Origin of the sequence: Streptomyces sp. NPDC001903 (assembly GCF_042891345.1) — a bacterium.
In the GTDB taxonomy this organism is placed as follows: Bacteria; Actinomycetota; Actinomycetes; order Streptomycetales; family Streptomycetaceae; genus Streptomyces.
The window spans coordinates 179273-194364 of record NZ_JBIASZ010000003.1; the positions used below are offsets into that span (position 1 = coordinate 179273).

Below are 15092 nucleotides of genomic sequence, written 5' to 3' on the forward strand. Positions count from 1 at the left end.
CCACGAGGTCACCGGGATTTCCGCACGGGGAATCGTCCGCGTGCGGGCAACGGGCAGGTCTTCGGACTCGCGGGCACGCCGGCCTCTGTCGAGGCGGACACCTACTGGCCGTCGCTTCCCAGGACCGTTGTCCGGTCCCAGTGCGTATGACGGCGGTCGTTCCCGCTCACCGCTGCGGGGCAGTCCCGGATTCCCACCGGGTTCCCTCTTACGACGCATCCCGCCTGGCGGACGGGGCGAACCAGCTGCACCGGCCACCCTAGGGGGCGTGATCGCTCCCCGGCGAGCCGCGTCCGCGATGCGGACGCCCGGAGGATCAGTGCCGGTGCATGGTGTGCAGGGCTTCGAGCAGGACCTTGGGGTCGTGGCCGCCCTTGTGGACCGGCGGGGGCTGCCGGTCCAGGCCGAGCAGTCGCGCCACGGCGGTCCAGGCGGTGCGCACCGAGTACTCGACGGTGAACACCACGTCGTCGGGGACTTCGGCGTACTGGCCGATGAAGGCCAGGTTGGTGGATCCCTCGGGGACGACTTCGGGTCGGTCGCCGGCCTTGCGGACCAGGAACTGGCTGGTGATGTACGGCATCAGGGCCGGCCGTACGACGGACGACTCGAGGATCTGCTCGCTCTGCGCGAGGCGCAGGTGCCCCAGCACCTCGGTCAGCATCTCGCGGCCCGTGCACTCGGCCATCGTCTTGCCCACGTGGTCGCCGGGCGCGTCCGGGAACAGCGCGTAGCCCCACCAGACGTAGGTGTCCTCGGGCTGTTCGTGGAAGTGCGGCTGGTGGTTGAGGACGATGGTGAGGAGCCAGGCCGAGTCCTTGAAGGTGATCAGCCCGCCCTTGCCGGCCTCGCTGCCGGAGAACTCCTCCATGGCCTTGAAGAAGGTCGGGTCCTTGGTGGTTACGGTGAAGGACCCCCAGGTGGAGTCCTTGACGCAGGAGTCGAACACCGAGGGGTCGCCGAGGTGCGGGCGCTTGGCCGCCAGGGCGTGCCACAGGCGCCACGAGGCGTCGGGGCCGGAGGTGTCCGCCACGGCGGCGGTGTCGGTGGATCCGAGGGTCGAGTTCGCGGTCATCGAACCGTTGGTGACGAACACCAGGTCTTCGGCGGCGACGGGGATCCGCTCGGTCCTGCCGTCGCGCGTACAGGTGAGGGAGGTGACGGTGATGCCCTCGCCTTCGGCCAACTCGGCGTCGGTGACCGTGGTGTTCATCGAGAAGGTGACACCTTCGCCCCGCAGCCAGGCCTGGAGCGGGCGCACGATCGAGTCGTACTGGTTGAAGCGGGTGCGGTAGATCCCGGACATGGTGTCGAAGGTCTTGAACAGGTGGACGAACCGGTTGAGGTAGCGCCGGAACTCGATCGCCGAATGCCAGGGCTCGAAGGCGAAGGTCGTGCACCACATGTACCAGAAGTTGGTGGTGAAGAACTCCGGGGCGAAGCAGTCGGAGATGCGCTTGCCGTCGAGGCGCGACTCGGGGGTCGCCACGCACGCGACCAGGTCGAGCCGGTCGCGCTCGGAGAAGCCCATGGAACGGGTGTCGACGCGGCGGCCGGCGCCGTCGACGAGGCGGGCCTTGTCGTTCCAGGCGAAGTCCTCGTGGAAGGCGAAGGTGTCCTCGGTGACCGAGACGTCCGGCGCGTCCAGCGAGGGGATCGAGCGCAGCAGGTCGTAGGTGCACTCGAAGTGCAGCTCGAACATCCGCCCGCCGCGCATGGTGTAGCCGGTCTCCGGATCGCCCGCCGCGTCGAGGCTTCCGCCGGTGCGGTTGCCGGCCTCCAGGACGGTGATGTCCCCGCCCGCGAACCCGCCCTCCCGGATCAGCAGCGCCGCCGCCGACAGGGAAGCGATGCCCGCACCCACGAGATAGGCCTTGGCCACGACGCGTCTCCGCTCGCCGGGGGCCGCGTGTCGGCCCCGGTCGGCCGCGCGATCACCCCCGCCAGCCCACCACCCGCCGCGGGGCGGTCGCAATCCGGGTGCGCCATTGGGGAGGCGCCGGTGGTTCCGCGGCCCGCCGGCCTTCGTCCCGGACGGCGGCGAGGCGGATCCGCGGGTGGCACCGCATCGATCCGGTCACCCTGGTGGGACGTCCGGTGAACCGTGAGTGGCCGCCACCTGGGCAGGAGGTACGGGAGGCGGCGTCACGCCGGTCGATGCGGCGCGCCCTCGCACGGCGTGGGCCTGCGGGCACCCGGCCCGAGCTGGGCGAACTCACCTCGCTTAACCGATATCCGAACGAACTGTCCGTAAATCGACCGCCGATGTGCGGCAAGCCTTCATGTCTGGCAGGCTCGGCCCAAGTTGAGCGCTACATGAAAGCCGTAGCTGGTCAAATCACCTTCGAATCGAAAGAGAGTCTTCTCATGCGTCACCGCTTAGCCACCGTCTCCGCCGCCGCTCTCCTCTGTCTCGCCGGCGCCACGGGTGTGGCGGAGGCGAGCCCCGAGAGCCTGTACGCCCCCTCCGCGATGGTCTTCACCATCACCCAGGGGGACGACGCCGCCACCGGTACGGTCCTGCGGGCGACCACCCTCAGCTGCGCCTACGCCGCCGAGGGCACGCACCCCGCCCCCCGGGCCGCGTGCGACGCCCTCAACGCCACCGGCGGCGAGTTCAACCGCCTGCTGGCCGCGCCGAACCCGGACCGGGCCTGCCCGATGCACTACGACCCCGTCACCGTCACCGCGGACGGCGTGTGGCGCGGGGCCCACGTCGCGTGGAAGCACACCTTCTCCAACGCCTGTGCCATGTCCGCGACCCTGAACGGCAACCCGGTCTACGCGTTCTGACGCCACCGGGTCGTGGCGCCCGTACGCCGGCGCCCGCCGCAGGCGCCGCCGCCCCCGGCCGGACGGGAGGCCCGTTCGCGCAACTGCCGGTCCCGCCGTGCGTGACAGTCCGGTTTCGCCTAGTTTGAGCAACGTTGAGACCCTCACACCAAGGAGTTCACCGTGGCTGACAAGGGAAAGATGGACCAGGCCAAGGGCAAGGCCAAGGAGACCGTCGGCAAGGTCACCGGCAACGACCGGATGAAGGCCGAGGGCAAGATGGACCAGGCCAAGGGCAAGGCGAAGGAAGTCGCGCACGAGACCGAGGAGCGCGCCCGCGGCATCCAGGATTCGCTGCGCGACAAGCGCGACAGGACCTGACACCCGCCAAGACGCGGCCCCGCGGCGCCTACGCGCCGCGGGGCCGCGCCGCGTCCGCGTCCGGCACGCACCGTGTACGGGCGCCGACACAGGGCACACGGGGTGCATGACCGTACCCAAGACAGCCGTTCTCGTCCTGGACAGCGCCGAGCCCGAGCTGCTGGCACAGTTCTACGCCGAACTGCTCGGTGCCACGGCGGGGCCGGCCCCCGGCGACGGGGAACTCCTCCTCGTGGCCGGCCGCACCGGTGTGGTCCTCGGAGTCCGCCGCGACCTCGACCACGTACCGCCGAGCTGGCCGCTCCCGGAGGGCTCCCAGCAGGCCCACGTGTGCATCCTCGTGGACGAGGGGCGCCTCGACGAGGCCGAGCGCGAGGCCGTGACCCTCGGGGCGCGACCGGTGGCCGCGCAGGACGAGGGCGGCCTGCCGGGCAGCCGGACCACCCTGCGGCGCTACGCCGACCCGGCCGGCCACGCGTTCTCCCTCGCCGCGGTCCGAGAGGACCCCGCCCCCTGAACCCGTGCCGGACGGCGATTCCCGCCGGGGTCGGCCCGGCCCGCGTCGGCGGGGTTGGGCGGCGGTGGCCGGGGTAGGCGCCTGCTCGGCAGGACAGGTGCGCAGAAGCGCAGATCCGCAGATCAAGGGAGCGGCGGTGGCCGAGACGGAGCTCGACGCGTTCGCCGACGTCCTGGACGGCCCGGTGTACGTGGTCACGGTGGCGGCCGCCGGCGAGCGGTCCGGCTGCCTCGTCGGCTTCGCCTCCCAGTGCTCGATCCGGCCGCCGCGGTTCGTGGTCTGGCTCTCCAGGCTCAACCACACCTTCCGCGTGGCCCGCGGCGCCTCGCACCTGGCGGTGCACGTACTGGACCGCGGCGAGCGGTCGCTGGCCGAGCTGTTCGGCGGAGAGACGGGCGACGAGGTGGACAAGTTCGCGGGGATCGACTGGCGGCCCGGCGCCGACGGCACTCCACTGCTGACCGGCGCCCGCGCCTGGTTCGTCGGCCGGATCGAGGCACGGGTCGACGGCGGCGACCACGTGGGCTTCGTCCTGGCCCCCACCGAGACCTCCCCACCGGCCTCACCCGCGCCGGCTCTGCTGCGGTACGACGACGTCAAGGAGATCGAGGCCGGCCACCCGGTCTGATTCCCGGCCCGGGCACGGGACCTGACGGCAAAGAGGGCGGATCGCGCCCGCACGGGCGGGCGGTTCGCCGCGGCGTGCGACCCTTCGGACATGGATGTGATCTTTGCCGAGGACGAGAGCGCCGTACGCCGCTGCTGGCCGGTCTTCTCGCAGCTGCGCCCGCACCTGGACGAGGACGGCTTCGCCGAGCGCTGGCGGACGCAGTCCGCGGAGGGCTACCGGATCGTCTACCTGGAGGAGGACGGCGAGGTGTGCGTCGCCGCGGGCTTCCGCGTCATGCACACGATGATCTCGGGCCGCATCCTCTACCTGGACGACCTCGTCGCCGACGAGGCCGTCCGCGGCCGCGGCCTGGGCAGCCGGATGCTCACCGCCCTGAAGTCCATCGCGAAGGACGAGGGGTGCGAGGAGTTCCACCTGGACACGGGCCACCAGCGGCACGCCGCCCACCGGACCTACCTGCGCAACGGCTTCCGCATCGATGCCCACCACGTCTCCATGACCCTGGACTGACCCGGCCCCGACCCTGGACCGACCTGCCACACCCTGCCCGGGCCCTCTGGCCCGGGCACGGGTGCGCCCGTACCCTCTGCCCATGATCGATTCACGTACCCATGTCCGTGTCGCCCGCCCCTCCCTCGACCTGAAGGCCGCCGAGCGGTTCTACGTCGACGGGCTCGGCCTGGAAGTGCAGTGGCGCAGTACCGAGCGCGTGCCCGGTGGCCACGACCTGCTCATGGTCGGCCCGGCCGCGGGCGGTTGGCACTTCGAGCTCACCCACGACCCCGAGAACCCGATCCCGCCCGCCCCCACCGTGGACGACCTCTTCGTCGTCTACCTGGGCGCGGCGCCCGACGAGGAGCTCGTCCGCAGGCTCGTCGAGCACGGCGGCACGCGCGTCGCCTCGCACAACCCCTACTGGGACGAGTACGGAGTCACCGTCGCCGACCCGGACGGCTACCGGCTGGTGCTCTGCTCCCGCACCTGGCCCTGATCCGGCCGCGAGGTTTCCCGGGGACGTGACGTTCTCTTCCCCGGGCCCTCCGGCCATGACCGGTTTTCTATGCACCATGTCTGCATGACGACGAACGACGATGCCACGGCCTGGCAGGGCGGCAGCCTAGACCTGGATGCCTACCTCCGGCGTACCGGCTATGACGGCGAGCTCGTGCCCACCCTCGACGTTCTGCGTGCGCTGACGCGTGCGCACATCACCTCGATCCCCTTCGAGACCGTCGAGATCGTGCTCGGCCGACCGATCTCCCTCGAACTGCAGGACATCCAGGACAAGTTGGTCCACGGACGTCGCGGCGGCTACTGCTACGAGCACACCGTGCTGCTCGCGGCGGTGCTCGAACGCGTCGGCTTCGGAGTGACGGGACTCGCCTCGCGGGTCCGCATCGGCTCCGAGGGGGTGGTCCGTGCGGCCACGCACGCCATGCTGCGCGTGGAGACGGCCGAGACCCCCGAGACCGGCAAGGTGTGGGTGTGCGACCCGGGCTTCGGCCGCAACCCCATCGAGCCCATCGAGCTGGCGGAGGACGCCGAGACCTCCTTCAGCGGCTGGGGCTTCCGGCTGGAGGGTTCGACCACCGAGACGGGCGACCGGCTGTACGCGATGCGGACGCGGGGCGCCGACGGCTGGTACGACCTGCACGCCTTCACCCTCGACCAGCGCTATCCGCAGGACTGGATGGTGGCCAACCACTTCCTGTCCACGCATCCGCGTTCGCCCTTCGCGGGCCGGCTGCTCGTCCAGCAGATGCGCGAGCACGAACACGTCTTCCTCGACGGCAGCGTCCTCACCCGGACCCTGCCCGACGGCACGGCCACCGCGCAGACGTACGCCCCGGAAGAGATCCCGGGCCTGCTGCGGGACCTGTTCGGCATGGAGGTGCCGGAGACGGACCGCGACGAGCTCATCGCCCGTGTGTACGTGGCCCGTCAGGCCGCCGTGATGTACCCGACGACCGTGCAGCCGTCGACGGTGCCCATCCAGCAGCTGCGGGCGCACCGCGCCGGACGCAGGAGGGCGGCGCCGGTCAGGTGAGATCGGAAGCAGAGCCTTCGGTGCCTTCGGCCGTTGAAACTGCACAAGCAACTTGGCAAGGTTGCTTGCGGAGTTCGACGGTGGAGCCATGACCACGCATCCCGGGCCGCAGGCGTCCTCCTCCGCCGTGGCCGCACAGCGGCTCAACGATGCGGTCAAGCGGCTGCGCGCCCGGCTGCGGGCCGAATCGGGGCACGACGCGAGCGGCCTGACCGTCACGCAGCTCGCCGTCCTGGCGAGCGTCGTACGGGAGGGCCCGGTCACCGCGGCCCGGCTCGCTTCGCTGGAGCGCGTCAGCCCGCAGTCCATCGCGCAGAGCCTGGCGGTCCTGAGGGCCGCCGGGCTGGTGCACGGCGAGCCCGATCCGCACGACGGCCGCCGGAAGCTGATGAGCGCGGATCCCGCCGCCACCAAGCTGATCGACAAGCTGCTGTGGGGTCGCGCGGCCTACCTCGCGCGCGCCATCGACCGGCTGGTCCCCCCGGACCGGCTGGCGGAGGTGGAGAGGGCCGTCGAGCTGCTGGAGCGGCTGGCCGCGGCCGACGTGACGACCCCCGGGTGAACGCCGCCGCCCCCGTCCCCGTGCCCGAAACGGGCCGCGGGGGCGGGGGCTCGGGGGCCGGGTCACGGGACCAGGACCACCTTTCCGGAGACCGTGCCCGACTCCGCCAGGCGCATCGCCTCCGCGGCCCGGGCCAGCGGGATCTCCGCGGCCACCTTGGCCGTGATCTCGCCGCGCCGCAGGGCGGTGAACACCTGGGTCAGGTCGGAGCGCAGCCGCGCCCGGAAGCGGTTCTTGGCGTAGGCGCGGCCGGCCCACACGTTGTAGAAGTACGCGCGGCGGCCGTTGGGCAGCGCGTTCCACAGCCACACCCTGCCCAGCAGCTTCAGCACCGGCAGCGAGCCGGAGCCCTGGTCGTCGCGGGTGGCGGCGGTGCCGTACGAGACGAGGGTGCCGCCGGTAGCCAGCAGCCGCCAGGAATCGACGATGCCCTCGCCGCCGACGTGGTCGAAGACCGCGTCCACCCCGTGGGGGGCGAGCGACCGTACCCGTGCGGAGACGTTGCCGGAGCGGTAGTCGAGGGGCGTCACCCCGAGTGCGCGCAGTCCGTCGTGGTGGCGGGTGGAGGCGGTGCCGATCACCTCGGCCCCCGCGGCGAGCGCCAGCTGGACGAGGACCGAGCCGACGCCGCCGTTGGCGCCGTGGACCAGTACGGTCTGGCCGGCGCGCACGCGGGCCTTGCGGTGGAGCATCTGCCAGGCGGTGATGCCGTTCACGACCGCCGTCTCGGCGTCCACCGCGCCGACTCCGTCGGGCACCTCGACCACGTCGGCGGCGTCGAGCGCGACGTGGCTCGCCCACCCTCCGGTCTTCGTCAGGGCCGCCACCCGCCGCCCGAGGAGCTCCGAGCCGACGCCTTCACCCACCGCCTGCACCGTCCCGACCAGGTCGTATCCGGGGACGAAGGGGAACGGGGGCTGGTCGTAGTACCGGCCGCGGCGCATCTGCTGCTCGGCGAAGGAGACTCCCGTCGCCTCCATCGCGATGACCACCTGCCCGGCCGCGGGCGCCGGCACCGGGCCCCGGTGCAGCTCCAGGCCCTCGGGCTCGACCTTGCCCGGCAGGACGATCTCCACGCGCTCGACGGTGTTCACCACGGCCTCCAGAAGGGGTTTGCTGTTTCGGCTTCTCGTGTTCGTTAGAAGCTATAACTAGAATGAGCTGGTGTATCGACGATGTCAAGCGTGCGGTCCATCCGTTCGTGATGGGGATTGCCGATAGTGATAGCTTCTAACTACTTGAGTACGGGCGATGAGAGGTGGCGGGCATGGGCACGACCGGACGTACGGAGACCCCTCGCGAGCGGTACCGGCAGCAGGTCCGCGAGGAGGTCAAGGAGAAGGCCTGGCAGCAGATCGCCGGCTCCGGCGCCTCCGCGCTGTCCCTCAACGCGATCGCCAAGCAGATGGGCATGAGCGGACCGGCGCTGTACCGGTACTTCGCCAACCGCGACGAGCTGATCACCGAGCTCGTCCGGGACGCGTACCGCAGCCTCGCCGACGCCTTCGCCGCCGCCGGCGACGGGGGAGCGGACCGGCCCGGCCTCGCCGCACTGGCGCAGGTGCTGCGCCGCTGGGCCCTGGAGGACCCGCACCGCTACTTCCTCGTCTACGGCACCCCGGTGCCGGGCTACCACGCGCCGCAGGACACCACCGCGATCACCGCCGAGATGATGTCCGTCCTGCTCGACGCCTGCGTGGCCGCCGAACCGGGGGAGGGGGACGGGGACTTCGAGCAGCACCTGGCCGGCCACCGGGAGTGGGCCGGCGGCCACCCCGACGCCCCGCCGTCCGCCCTGCGCCTGGCACTGGCCTTCTGGAGCCGCCTGCACGGCGTGCTCTCCCTCGAACTGGCGGGCCATTTCACGGGCATGGGCCTGGACCCCGCGCGGCTCTACGCGGCCGAGGTCGACAGCCTGACGCGCTGACGGCCTGACGTTCCGACAACCTGACGCGCTGACACCCCGACCACCGGCCGGGTGCGGGCCCGGGGGCCTCGGGCCCTACCCGAGCCGCGCCCGCGTGTCATTCCGGAATGTTCCGGATCCCCCGGTCCCGGGCCGTTGCTACGTTCCCGTACGTCCCGGCTCGACGACCCAGGGGGAGGAACGTCACGTGATTCCCGGTGTTTCGCGACGCGCGTGGGGGCTGGTCCTGGCGGCGGCAGCCGCCGTACTGCCCTCGCTCGTGGCCCCGTCCACGGCGGCCGCCCGGCCCGCCGGCTTCGCCGCCTCGTGCCCGACGTCCGGTTGGATATCCCAGGTCTACAGCCAAGAGCACAACGGCATAGACATCGCGAACGACTACGACACCCCCATCCACGCCGTGGGCGACGGGGAGGTGATCGTCTCGGGGTACGTGTCCGACTACGGCCAGTGGATCCGCATCCTGCACCCCGACGGGACGATTTCCGAGTACGGGCACATGCGGCAGCGGGACGTCGCCGTCGGCGACCACGTCACGGCCGGGCAGCGGATCGCGCTCATGGGCAGCGAGGGCCAGTCCAGCGGCCCCCACCTCCACCTGCGGATCTGGGGCGACCCGAACGCGAGCGTCCGCACCGACCCCATTCCGTACCTCGCGGAACGCGGGGTGGCCATGCCCTGCACCCCGGGCCAGGGCCCCGGCCCCGGACCCGCGCCGGTGGTGCATCCGGTGGAGTCGGGCCGGGTGGTGTCGGCGCGGTCGGCCGACGGCCGGCTGGAGGTGTTCGCGGCGGCCGCCGACGGCGTGCACCACGCCTGGCAGACCGCCGCCAACGGCGACTGGTCCGCCTGGGAAGCCCTGGGCGGCCCCGGCAACGCCGAACTGGCCATCGCTCCCAACGCGGACGGCCGGCTCGAACTGCTCGCCATCAACGGCAACACCTTCCAGCACCGCTACCAGACCGCGCCCTCCGCCGGGTGGTCGGGCTGGGAGGCGTTCGGCGGTGGCGGCCGTGACATCGCCGCCGGTACGAACGCCGACGGGCGGATCGAGGTGTTCGCGTCCGGTCCGGTCGGGATCTTCCACCGGTACCAGACGGCGGCCGGCGGCGGCTGGTCCGAGTGGGAGCCGACCGGCGGCGGGCCGGCGCAGGGCCGGATCGAGATGGAGAAGTCCCCGGACGGCCGGCTGGAGGTGTTCGCGATCAACGGGGACACCTTCCGGCACCAGTACCAGACCGCCGTCAACGGCGGCTGGTCCTCCTGGGAGGAGTTCGGCGGCGGCGGTCGTGATCTCACCGTCGACCACAACGCCGACGGACGGCTGGAGGTCTTCGCCTCCGGCCCGGCGGGCGTCTTCCACAAGTACCAGACCGGTCCCACCGGTTGGTCGGGGTGGGAGCCCTCCGCAGGGCCCGCCGACTCGCAGCTGACCAGCCAACGCACCGCCGACGGCCGGGTCGAGGTCTTCGCCATCAACGACACCGTGGCCATGCAGACCTGGCAGACGGGCCTCAACGCCCCGTACAGCCAGTGGGCCGAGTTCGGCGGCGGCGGGACCGAGATCACCGCGGCCGCCAATGCCGACGGGCGCATCGAGGTCTTCGGCACGAGCGGCGCGGGCGTGTTCCACAAATGGCAGACCGGATTCTCCACCTGGTCCGCGTGGGCGTGGGTGACCAACACCGCCGGTCCCGCCGTCAACTGACCCGGCCCCACCGTCTTGTGCCCGGCACGCCCGAAGGGGGAAGCAGTTGTCCAGAACCCGGCGCTCCTTACCGACCGGAACGACGCCGTCACCGCGCCGCCGCGCAACCCGCCGCGCCGCCCGCCGCCTGGCCGCACCGGCGCTGGCCGTGCTGCTCGGCGCGGCGGGCCCGGTCGCCGGGGCCTCGCCCGCGGCCGCCGCGTCGAGCGACGTGTGCGCGCAGACCGGCTACAACGCGGGCTTCCGGGGCGACGGCCTGGTGACCGCCGTCGCCGTCGCCCTCGCGGAGTCCAGCTGCAACCCGTCGGCGACCAACGTCCAGAACAACACGCCCCCCTCCAGGGACCGCGGTCTGTGGCAGATCAACGACTACTGGCACCCCGAGGTCGATGACGCCTGCGCCTACGATGCCCAGTGCAACGCGAACGCCGCCTTCAAGATCTCCGCCGGGGGTACGAACTGGCAGCCCTGGTCCACGTACAACGCGGGGGTGCACTGGCGGCACATGGACGAGGCCCGGGCCGCGGTCGACCGGCTCGGCCACCACGAACCCGGACCGGGCCCGCTGACCTATCCGGCGGAGTCGGGCCGGGTGGTGTCGGCCCGGTCGGCCGACGGCCGGCTGGAGGTCTTCGCGGCCGGGGCCGACGGCATCCACCACGCCTGGCAGAACACGGTGAACGGCGCGTGGTCCGACTGGGAGGCCCTCGGCGGCCCGGGCGGTGCGGAGCTGGCGATCGGCCCCAACGCCGACGGGCGGCTGGAGCTGTTCGCCATCAACGGCAACACCTTCTCCCACCGCTACCAGCTCCAGCCCTCGGGCGGCTGGTCCGGCTGGGAGTCCTTCGGCGGGGGAGGCAAGGACATCGCGGTCGGCGCGAACGGCGACGGGCGCCTGGAGGTGTTCGCCTCCGGTCCGGTCGGGGTGTTCCACCGGTACCAGACCGCGCCGAGCGGCGGCTGGTCCGGGTGGGAGTCCGCCGGCGGCGGTCCGGCCGACAGCCGGATCGAGATGGAGAAGTCCCTCGACGGGCGCCTGGAGGTCTTCGCCCTGAACGGGGACACCTTCCGGCACCTGTACCAGACGGCCGTCAACGGCGGCTGGTCGGCCTGGGAGGAGTTCGGCGGCGGCGGCCGCGACCTGACCGTTGACCACAACCAGGACGGCCGCCTGGAGGTCCTCGCCTCCGGCCCCGCCGGCGTCTTCCACAAGTACCAGACGAATGCCACCGGTTGGTCGCCGTGGGAGCCCGCCGGGGGACCGGCCGACTCGCAGCTCACCAGCGAACGCGCGCCCGACGGCCGGGTCGAGGTCTTCGCCGTCAACCACAGCGTGGCCCAGCAGGCCTGGCAGACCGCGGTCAACGCCCCGTACGGCCAGTGGGCCGAGTTCGGCGGCGGCGGGACCGAGATCACCGCGGCCGCCAATGCCGACGGGCGCATCGAGGTCTTCGGCACGAGCGGCGCGGGCGTGTTCCACAAATGGCAGACCGGATTCTCCACCTGGTCCGAATGGACGTGGGTCGGCAACTCGGCCGGGCCCGGCATCAGTTGACAGGGCGAGAGGTGGAGTCCGTGCAACCGATCAGCAGGCGGCACCTGTTGCGGGGCGCCGCGGCCGCGGCCGCGGCGGGCGTGCTCGCGCTGCCCGCCCAGGCCGGCGCCGCCACCGCCGCGGACGACCCGCCGCACCGGTGGATCGGCGCCGGGCCCTTCACCCACGTCCACGATCCGTCCGTCCCCGGCCGGCAGCGCTACCTCAACGACCACGCGCTGATCAAGGCGGACGGGCGGTGGCACCTGTTCGCCATCGTCGGCGACAGCGCACGGCCGGGTGAGTCCCCGGACAGCGCGGCCGAGGTCGCGTTCGCCCACGCCTGCGCCCCGGATCCGTACGGGCCGTGGACCGCGCACGCCGACGCGCTGACCGTCGACCGGTCCTACTTCGGCGAGGAGCACCTGTGGGCCCCGTACGTCGTCGAGGCGGGCGGGACGTTCTGGATGTTCTACGCCGCCGGCGGCAGCGGCGGCGCCGCGATCAACCTCGCGACGTCCACCGATCTGTTCACCTGGACCCGTCTCCCGACCGGCCCCCTCTTCCGGGGGATCGCCGCCCGCGATCCGATGGTGCTGCGGATCGCCGACGAGTGGGTGATGTACTACACCGAGCTGTCCGCGCCGCACGGCCGGCACATCGTGGCCGTACGGCGCTCCGCCGACCTGGTGCACTGGAGCGCGCCGCAGACCGCCTTCACCGACGCCGGCACCGACGCGACGCCATCGGTCACCGAATCGCCGTGCGTGGTCGAACGGGACGGCTGGTACCACCTCTTCATCGGACCGCGCGGCGGCTACGAGGGCACCGACGTGTTCGCGTCCAGGGACCCGTTCCGCTTCGGCCAGGACGGCTACGCGGGCCATGTCCCCGGCCACGCCGTCGAGGTGGTCTGCGACGGGCAGGAGTGGTACGCGAGCGCCGCGGGCTGGTTCGGCCGGGGCCTGTACGTGGCGCCCCTGCTGTGGCGGGACGACGCACCGCCGCCCTGGCAGAGCATGGACAACCCGGTCGCCGGACTCGACGCGGCCGGCCGGCTGACCGTGTTCGCGCTCGACGCCGGCGACCGCACCATGCTGCGGCGCGTCCAGCTCGACCCGCAGTCCGACGCGTGGTCGCCGTGGGAGGGCTTCGGCGGACCGGCCGGGGCCGTCCCCACCCTCGGGCGCAACGCCGACGGACGGCTGGAGGTGTTCTCCCTCGCCCCGGGCGGAGTCAACCTGCACCACCGGGTGCAGCGGCCCGACGGCGGCTGGTACGACTGGGAGGAGTTCGGCGGTCCGGCGGGAGCCGCCCCCGCCGTCGCCCGCGGCGGCGACGGACGGCTGGAGGTCTTCGCGCCGGCCCCGGGCGGCAGCTCCCTCGCGCGACGGCGGCAGAGGTCGCCCGGCTCGCCGGCCTGGGACGCGTGGGACGGGCAGTTCGGCGGACCGGTCGGCGCACCCCCGGCCGTCGCCGCCAACGCCGACGGCCGGCTGGAGGTGTTCGCCCTCGCGCCGGGCGGCGCCGCGATCCACCACCGGTGGCAGGAGGCCCCGGGCGGAGCCTGGGCCCCGGCATGGCAGGAGTTCGGCACGGCGGCCGGCGGCGCGCCGCGCGCGGCCCGGGACGGCGCGGGCAGGCTCACCGTCGCCGCCATCGCCCCCACCGGCCTGGCCGCGTTCCACCGGCGCCAGACCGTACCCGGCGGCGGCTGGGGCGACTGGCAGCACCTGTTCGGCTGGTCGGCCGCGGCCCCGCTGCTCGTCCCCGGCGCCGACGGCCGGCTGGAGGCCTTCGCCCTGTCGCCCGGCGGAGCCCCGCTCGGCCACCGCTGGTACGCCGACACCGGCGGGAGCTGGGCTCAGGCGGAGGAGTTCGGCGAGTCCGGAACCCCGCTCGCCGCCGCTCCCACGGCCGCCGCCGACTCCACCGGCCGGATCCACGTCTTCGCCGTCACCGCCGATGGCCGGATCCGCGCCCGCGTCCAAGAGCGGCCCAGCGGCGGCTGGGGACCGTGGAACGCCTTCGGGGAACGCCTGGTCGCGCCGCTCCCGGCGGGCTCGCCCGGGTACTGAGGCCCTGCTCGCGGGCCCCCGGAATTGGCCGGTGAGCCACCCTGCGGCGGGGCTCCCAGCCGGTAACGTTCCCTGTACGACGTCTTGTCGGCACGTCGTACAGGGGGAGTGGTGAGCGGCATAGTCGTCCATCTGCCGCAGGGGAGCGGCGGCGCCGCCGACGGGGATCCGGGCGGCGGTGCGGTGACGTTGCGGCTCGGGCCGGGGGAGGTCGCGCGGTTCGGGCGCGGCTCGTCGACGACCCCGGTCGAACTGCGGCTCGCCGACGAGGCGATCTCCCGGCTGGCCGGGGAGATCCGGGTCACCGACGACCACTGGCAGCTGACCAACCACAGCACCACGCAGACCTATCTCGTGGAGAACCCGGAAGGGGCCGGCGAGTACCTGCGGGTCTCGCCGCGCCGGGCCGGCGCTCCGATCCCGTTCGAATTCTCCCGCGTGGTGCTGCCCACGCGCCGCGGCACCACCGTCTCCTTCCAGGTGTTCGCGCCCGACCACGTGTACCTGGACCCGCCCGGCGCGGGCGGTTCCTGGGCGAGCCGCACCGTCACGGCGTACTCCCTGGACGAGACGGCCACGTACTTCCTCGTGCTCGTCGCCCTCTGCGAACCCTGGCTGCGCGACCGGTCGCCGGTCGCGGTGCCCACCACCCCGCAGGTCGTCGAGCGGCTGCGCGGCCACGCCACCGGCGGCAGGCTGACGGCGCGCGCGGTCAGCTCCCACATCGACTACCTCGCCGACGAGAAACTGCGGATCGGCGCCGCGGCCGGCGCGCCCGAAGCCGGCGCGGCGGGCGGGAGCGGTACCGCGGACCGCCGCAACGGCAAGCGGGACGCGGTCGTCGGGCTCGCCCTGAAGTTCGGCATCGTACGGGAGGAGCACCTCGCGCTGCTCCCCACCAGGACCGAAGCGGGCGCGCGGGGGCGGTAGGCGACGTG

15 protein-coding genes and 1 riboswitch are annotated in these 15092 nt (G+C 72.9%); of the genes, 13 read left to right on the plus strand and 2 right to left on the minus strand.

What is annotated here, in order from left to right:
* Positions 1-55: 55 nt before the first annotated feature.
* Positions 56-211: riboswitch (cobalamin riboswitch) on the minus strand.
* 105 nt (positions 212-316) lie between these two features.
* Positions 317-1882 (minus strand): oleate hydratase, encoded by a 1566-nt coding sequence (locus ACFYZS_RS07535; RefSeq protein ID WP_389007805.1) that lies wholly within the window; start codon positions 1880-1882, stop codon positions 317-319.
* A gap of 485 nt (positions 1883-2367) precedes the next feature.
* Between ACFYZS_RS07535 and ACFYZS_RS07540 the strand changes: the two genes are divergently transcribed.
* The 8 genes from ACFYZS_RS07540 to ACFYZS_RS07575 all read left to right on the plus strand — a co-directional run bounded on the left by ACFYZS_RS07540 (position 2368) and on the right by ACFYZS_RS07575 (position 6910).
* On the plus strand, positions 2368-2793 hold the full coding sequence (locus ACFYZS_RS07540) for a subtilase-type protease inhibitor (protein WP_389007807.1): 426 nt from the start codon (positions 2368-2370) through the stop codon (positions 2791-2793).
* A gap of 162 nt (positions 2794-2955) precedes the next feature.
* Positions 2956-3153 carry a CsbD family protein gene (locus tag ACFYZS_RS07545; RefSeq protein ID WP_389007809.1) on the plus strand — a complete coding sequence of 66 codons (198 nt, stop codon included), beginning with the start codon at positions 2956-2958 and terminating at the stop codon, positions 3151-3153.
* A gap of 106 nt (positions 3154-3259) precedes the next feature.
* Positions 3260-3670 carry a VOC family protein gene (locus ACFYZS_RS07550; protein WP_389007811.1) on the plus strand — a complete coding sequence of 137 codons (411 nt, stop codon included), beginning with the start codon at positions 3260-3262 and terminating at the stop codon, positions 3668-3670.
* A 97-nt stretch (positions 3671-3767) separates the two neighbouring features.
* Entirely contained in the window at positions 3768-4298 is a 531-nt protein-coding gene (locus tag ACFYZS_RS07555) for a flavin reductase family protein (protein ID WP_389007813.1), read from the plus strand.
* A gap of 90 nt (positions 4299-4388) precedes the next feature.
* Positions 4389-4811 (plus strand): GNAT family N-acetyltransferase, encoded by a 423-nt coding sequence (locus ACFYZS_RS07560; protein ID WP_389007815.1) that lies wholly within the window; start codon positions 4389-4391, stop codon positions 4809-4811.
* An 82-nt stretch (positions 4812-4893) separates the two neighbouring features.
* Positions 4894-5292: a VOC family protein gene (locus ACFYZS_RS07565; protein ID WP_389007817.1), complete on the plus strand. Its 399-nt coding sequence runs from the start codon at positions 4894-4896 to the stop codon at positions 5290-5292.
* A gap of 84 nt (positions 5293-5376) precedes the next feature.
* Positions 5377-6348 (plus strand): arylamine N-acetyltransferase, encoded by a 972-nt coding sequence (locus ACFYZS_RS07570; RefSeq protein ID WP_389007819.1) that lies wholly within the window; start codon positions 5377-5379, stop codon positions 6346-6348.
* A gap of 88 nt (positions 6349-6436) precedes the next feature.
* Entirely contained in the window at positions 6437-6910 is a 474-nt protein-coding gene (locus ACFYZS_RS07575; protein WP_389007821.1) for a MarR family winged helix-turn-helix transcriptional regulator, read from the plus strand.
* 62 nt (positions 6911-6972) lie between these two features.
* Here the strand turns inward: ACFYZS_RS07575 and ACFYZS_RS07580 are convergent, their stop codons facing one another.
* Positions 6973-8004 carry a medium chain dehydrogenase/reductase family protein gene (locus ACFYZS_RS07580; protein WP_389007822.1) on the minus strand — a complete coding sequence of 344 codons (1032 nt, stop codon included), beginning with the start codon at positions 8002-8004 and terminating at the stop codon, positions 6973-6975.
* A 173-nt stretch (positions 8005-8177) separates the two neighbouring features.
* Here ACFYZS_RS07580 and ACFYZS_RS07585 point away from each other — a divergent pair, with 173 nt between their 5' ends.
* The 5 genes from ACFYZS_RS07585 to ACFYZS_RS07605 all read left to right on the plus strand — a co-directional run bounded on the left by ACFYZS_RS07585 (position 8178) and on the right by ACFYZS_RS07605 (position 15084).
* Complete coding sequence (locus ACFYZS_RS07585) at positions 8178-8837, plus strand: TetR/AcrR family transcriptional regulator (protein WP_389007824.1); 660 nt, start codon at positions 8178-8180, stop codon at positions 8835-8837.
* Positions 8838-9024: 187 nt separating this feature from the next.
* Positions 9025-10542, plus strand: a complete 1518-nt coding sequence (locus ACFYZS_RS07590; RefSeq protein WP_389007826.1) for a peptidoglycan DD-metalloendopeptidase family protein — start codon at positions 9025-9027, stop codon at positions 10540-10542.
* 46 nt (positions 10543-10588) lie between these two features.
* A complete protein-coding gene (locus ACFYZS_RS07595) occupies positions 10589-12097 on the plus strand; it encodes a hypothetical protein (protein ID WP_389007828.1) in 1509 nt (502 codons plus the stop codon).
* Between the two features lie 20 nt (positions 12098-12117).
* Positions 12118-14154 (plus strand): family 43 glycosylhydrolase, encoded by a 2037-nt coding sequence (locus tag ACFYZS_RS07600; protein WP_389007829.1) that lies wholly within the window; start codon positions 12118-12120, stop codon positions 14152-14154.
* Between the two features lie 111 nt (positions 14155-14265).
* Positions 14266-15084: a serine/threonine protein kinase gene (locus ACFYZS_RS07605; RefSeq protein ID WP_389007831.1), complete on the plus strand. Its 819-nt coding sequence runs from the start codon at positions 14266-14268 to the stop codon at positions 15082-15084.
* The last annotated feature ends 8 nt before the right edge of the window (positions 15085-15092 follow it).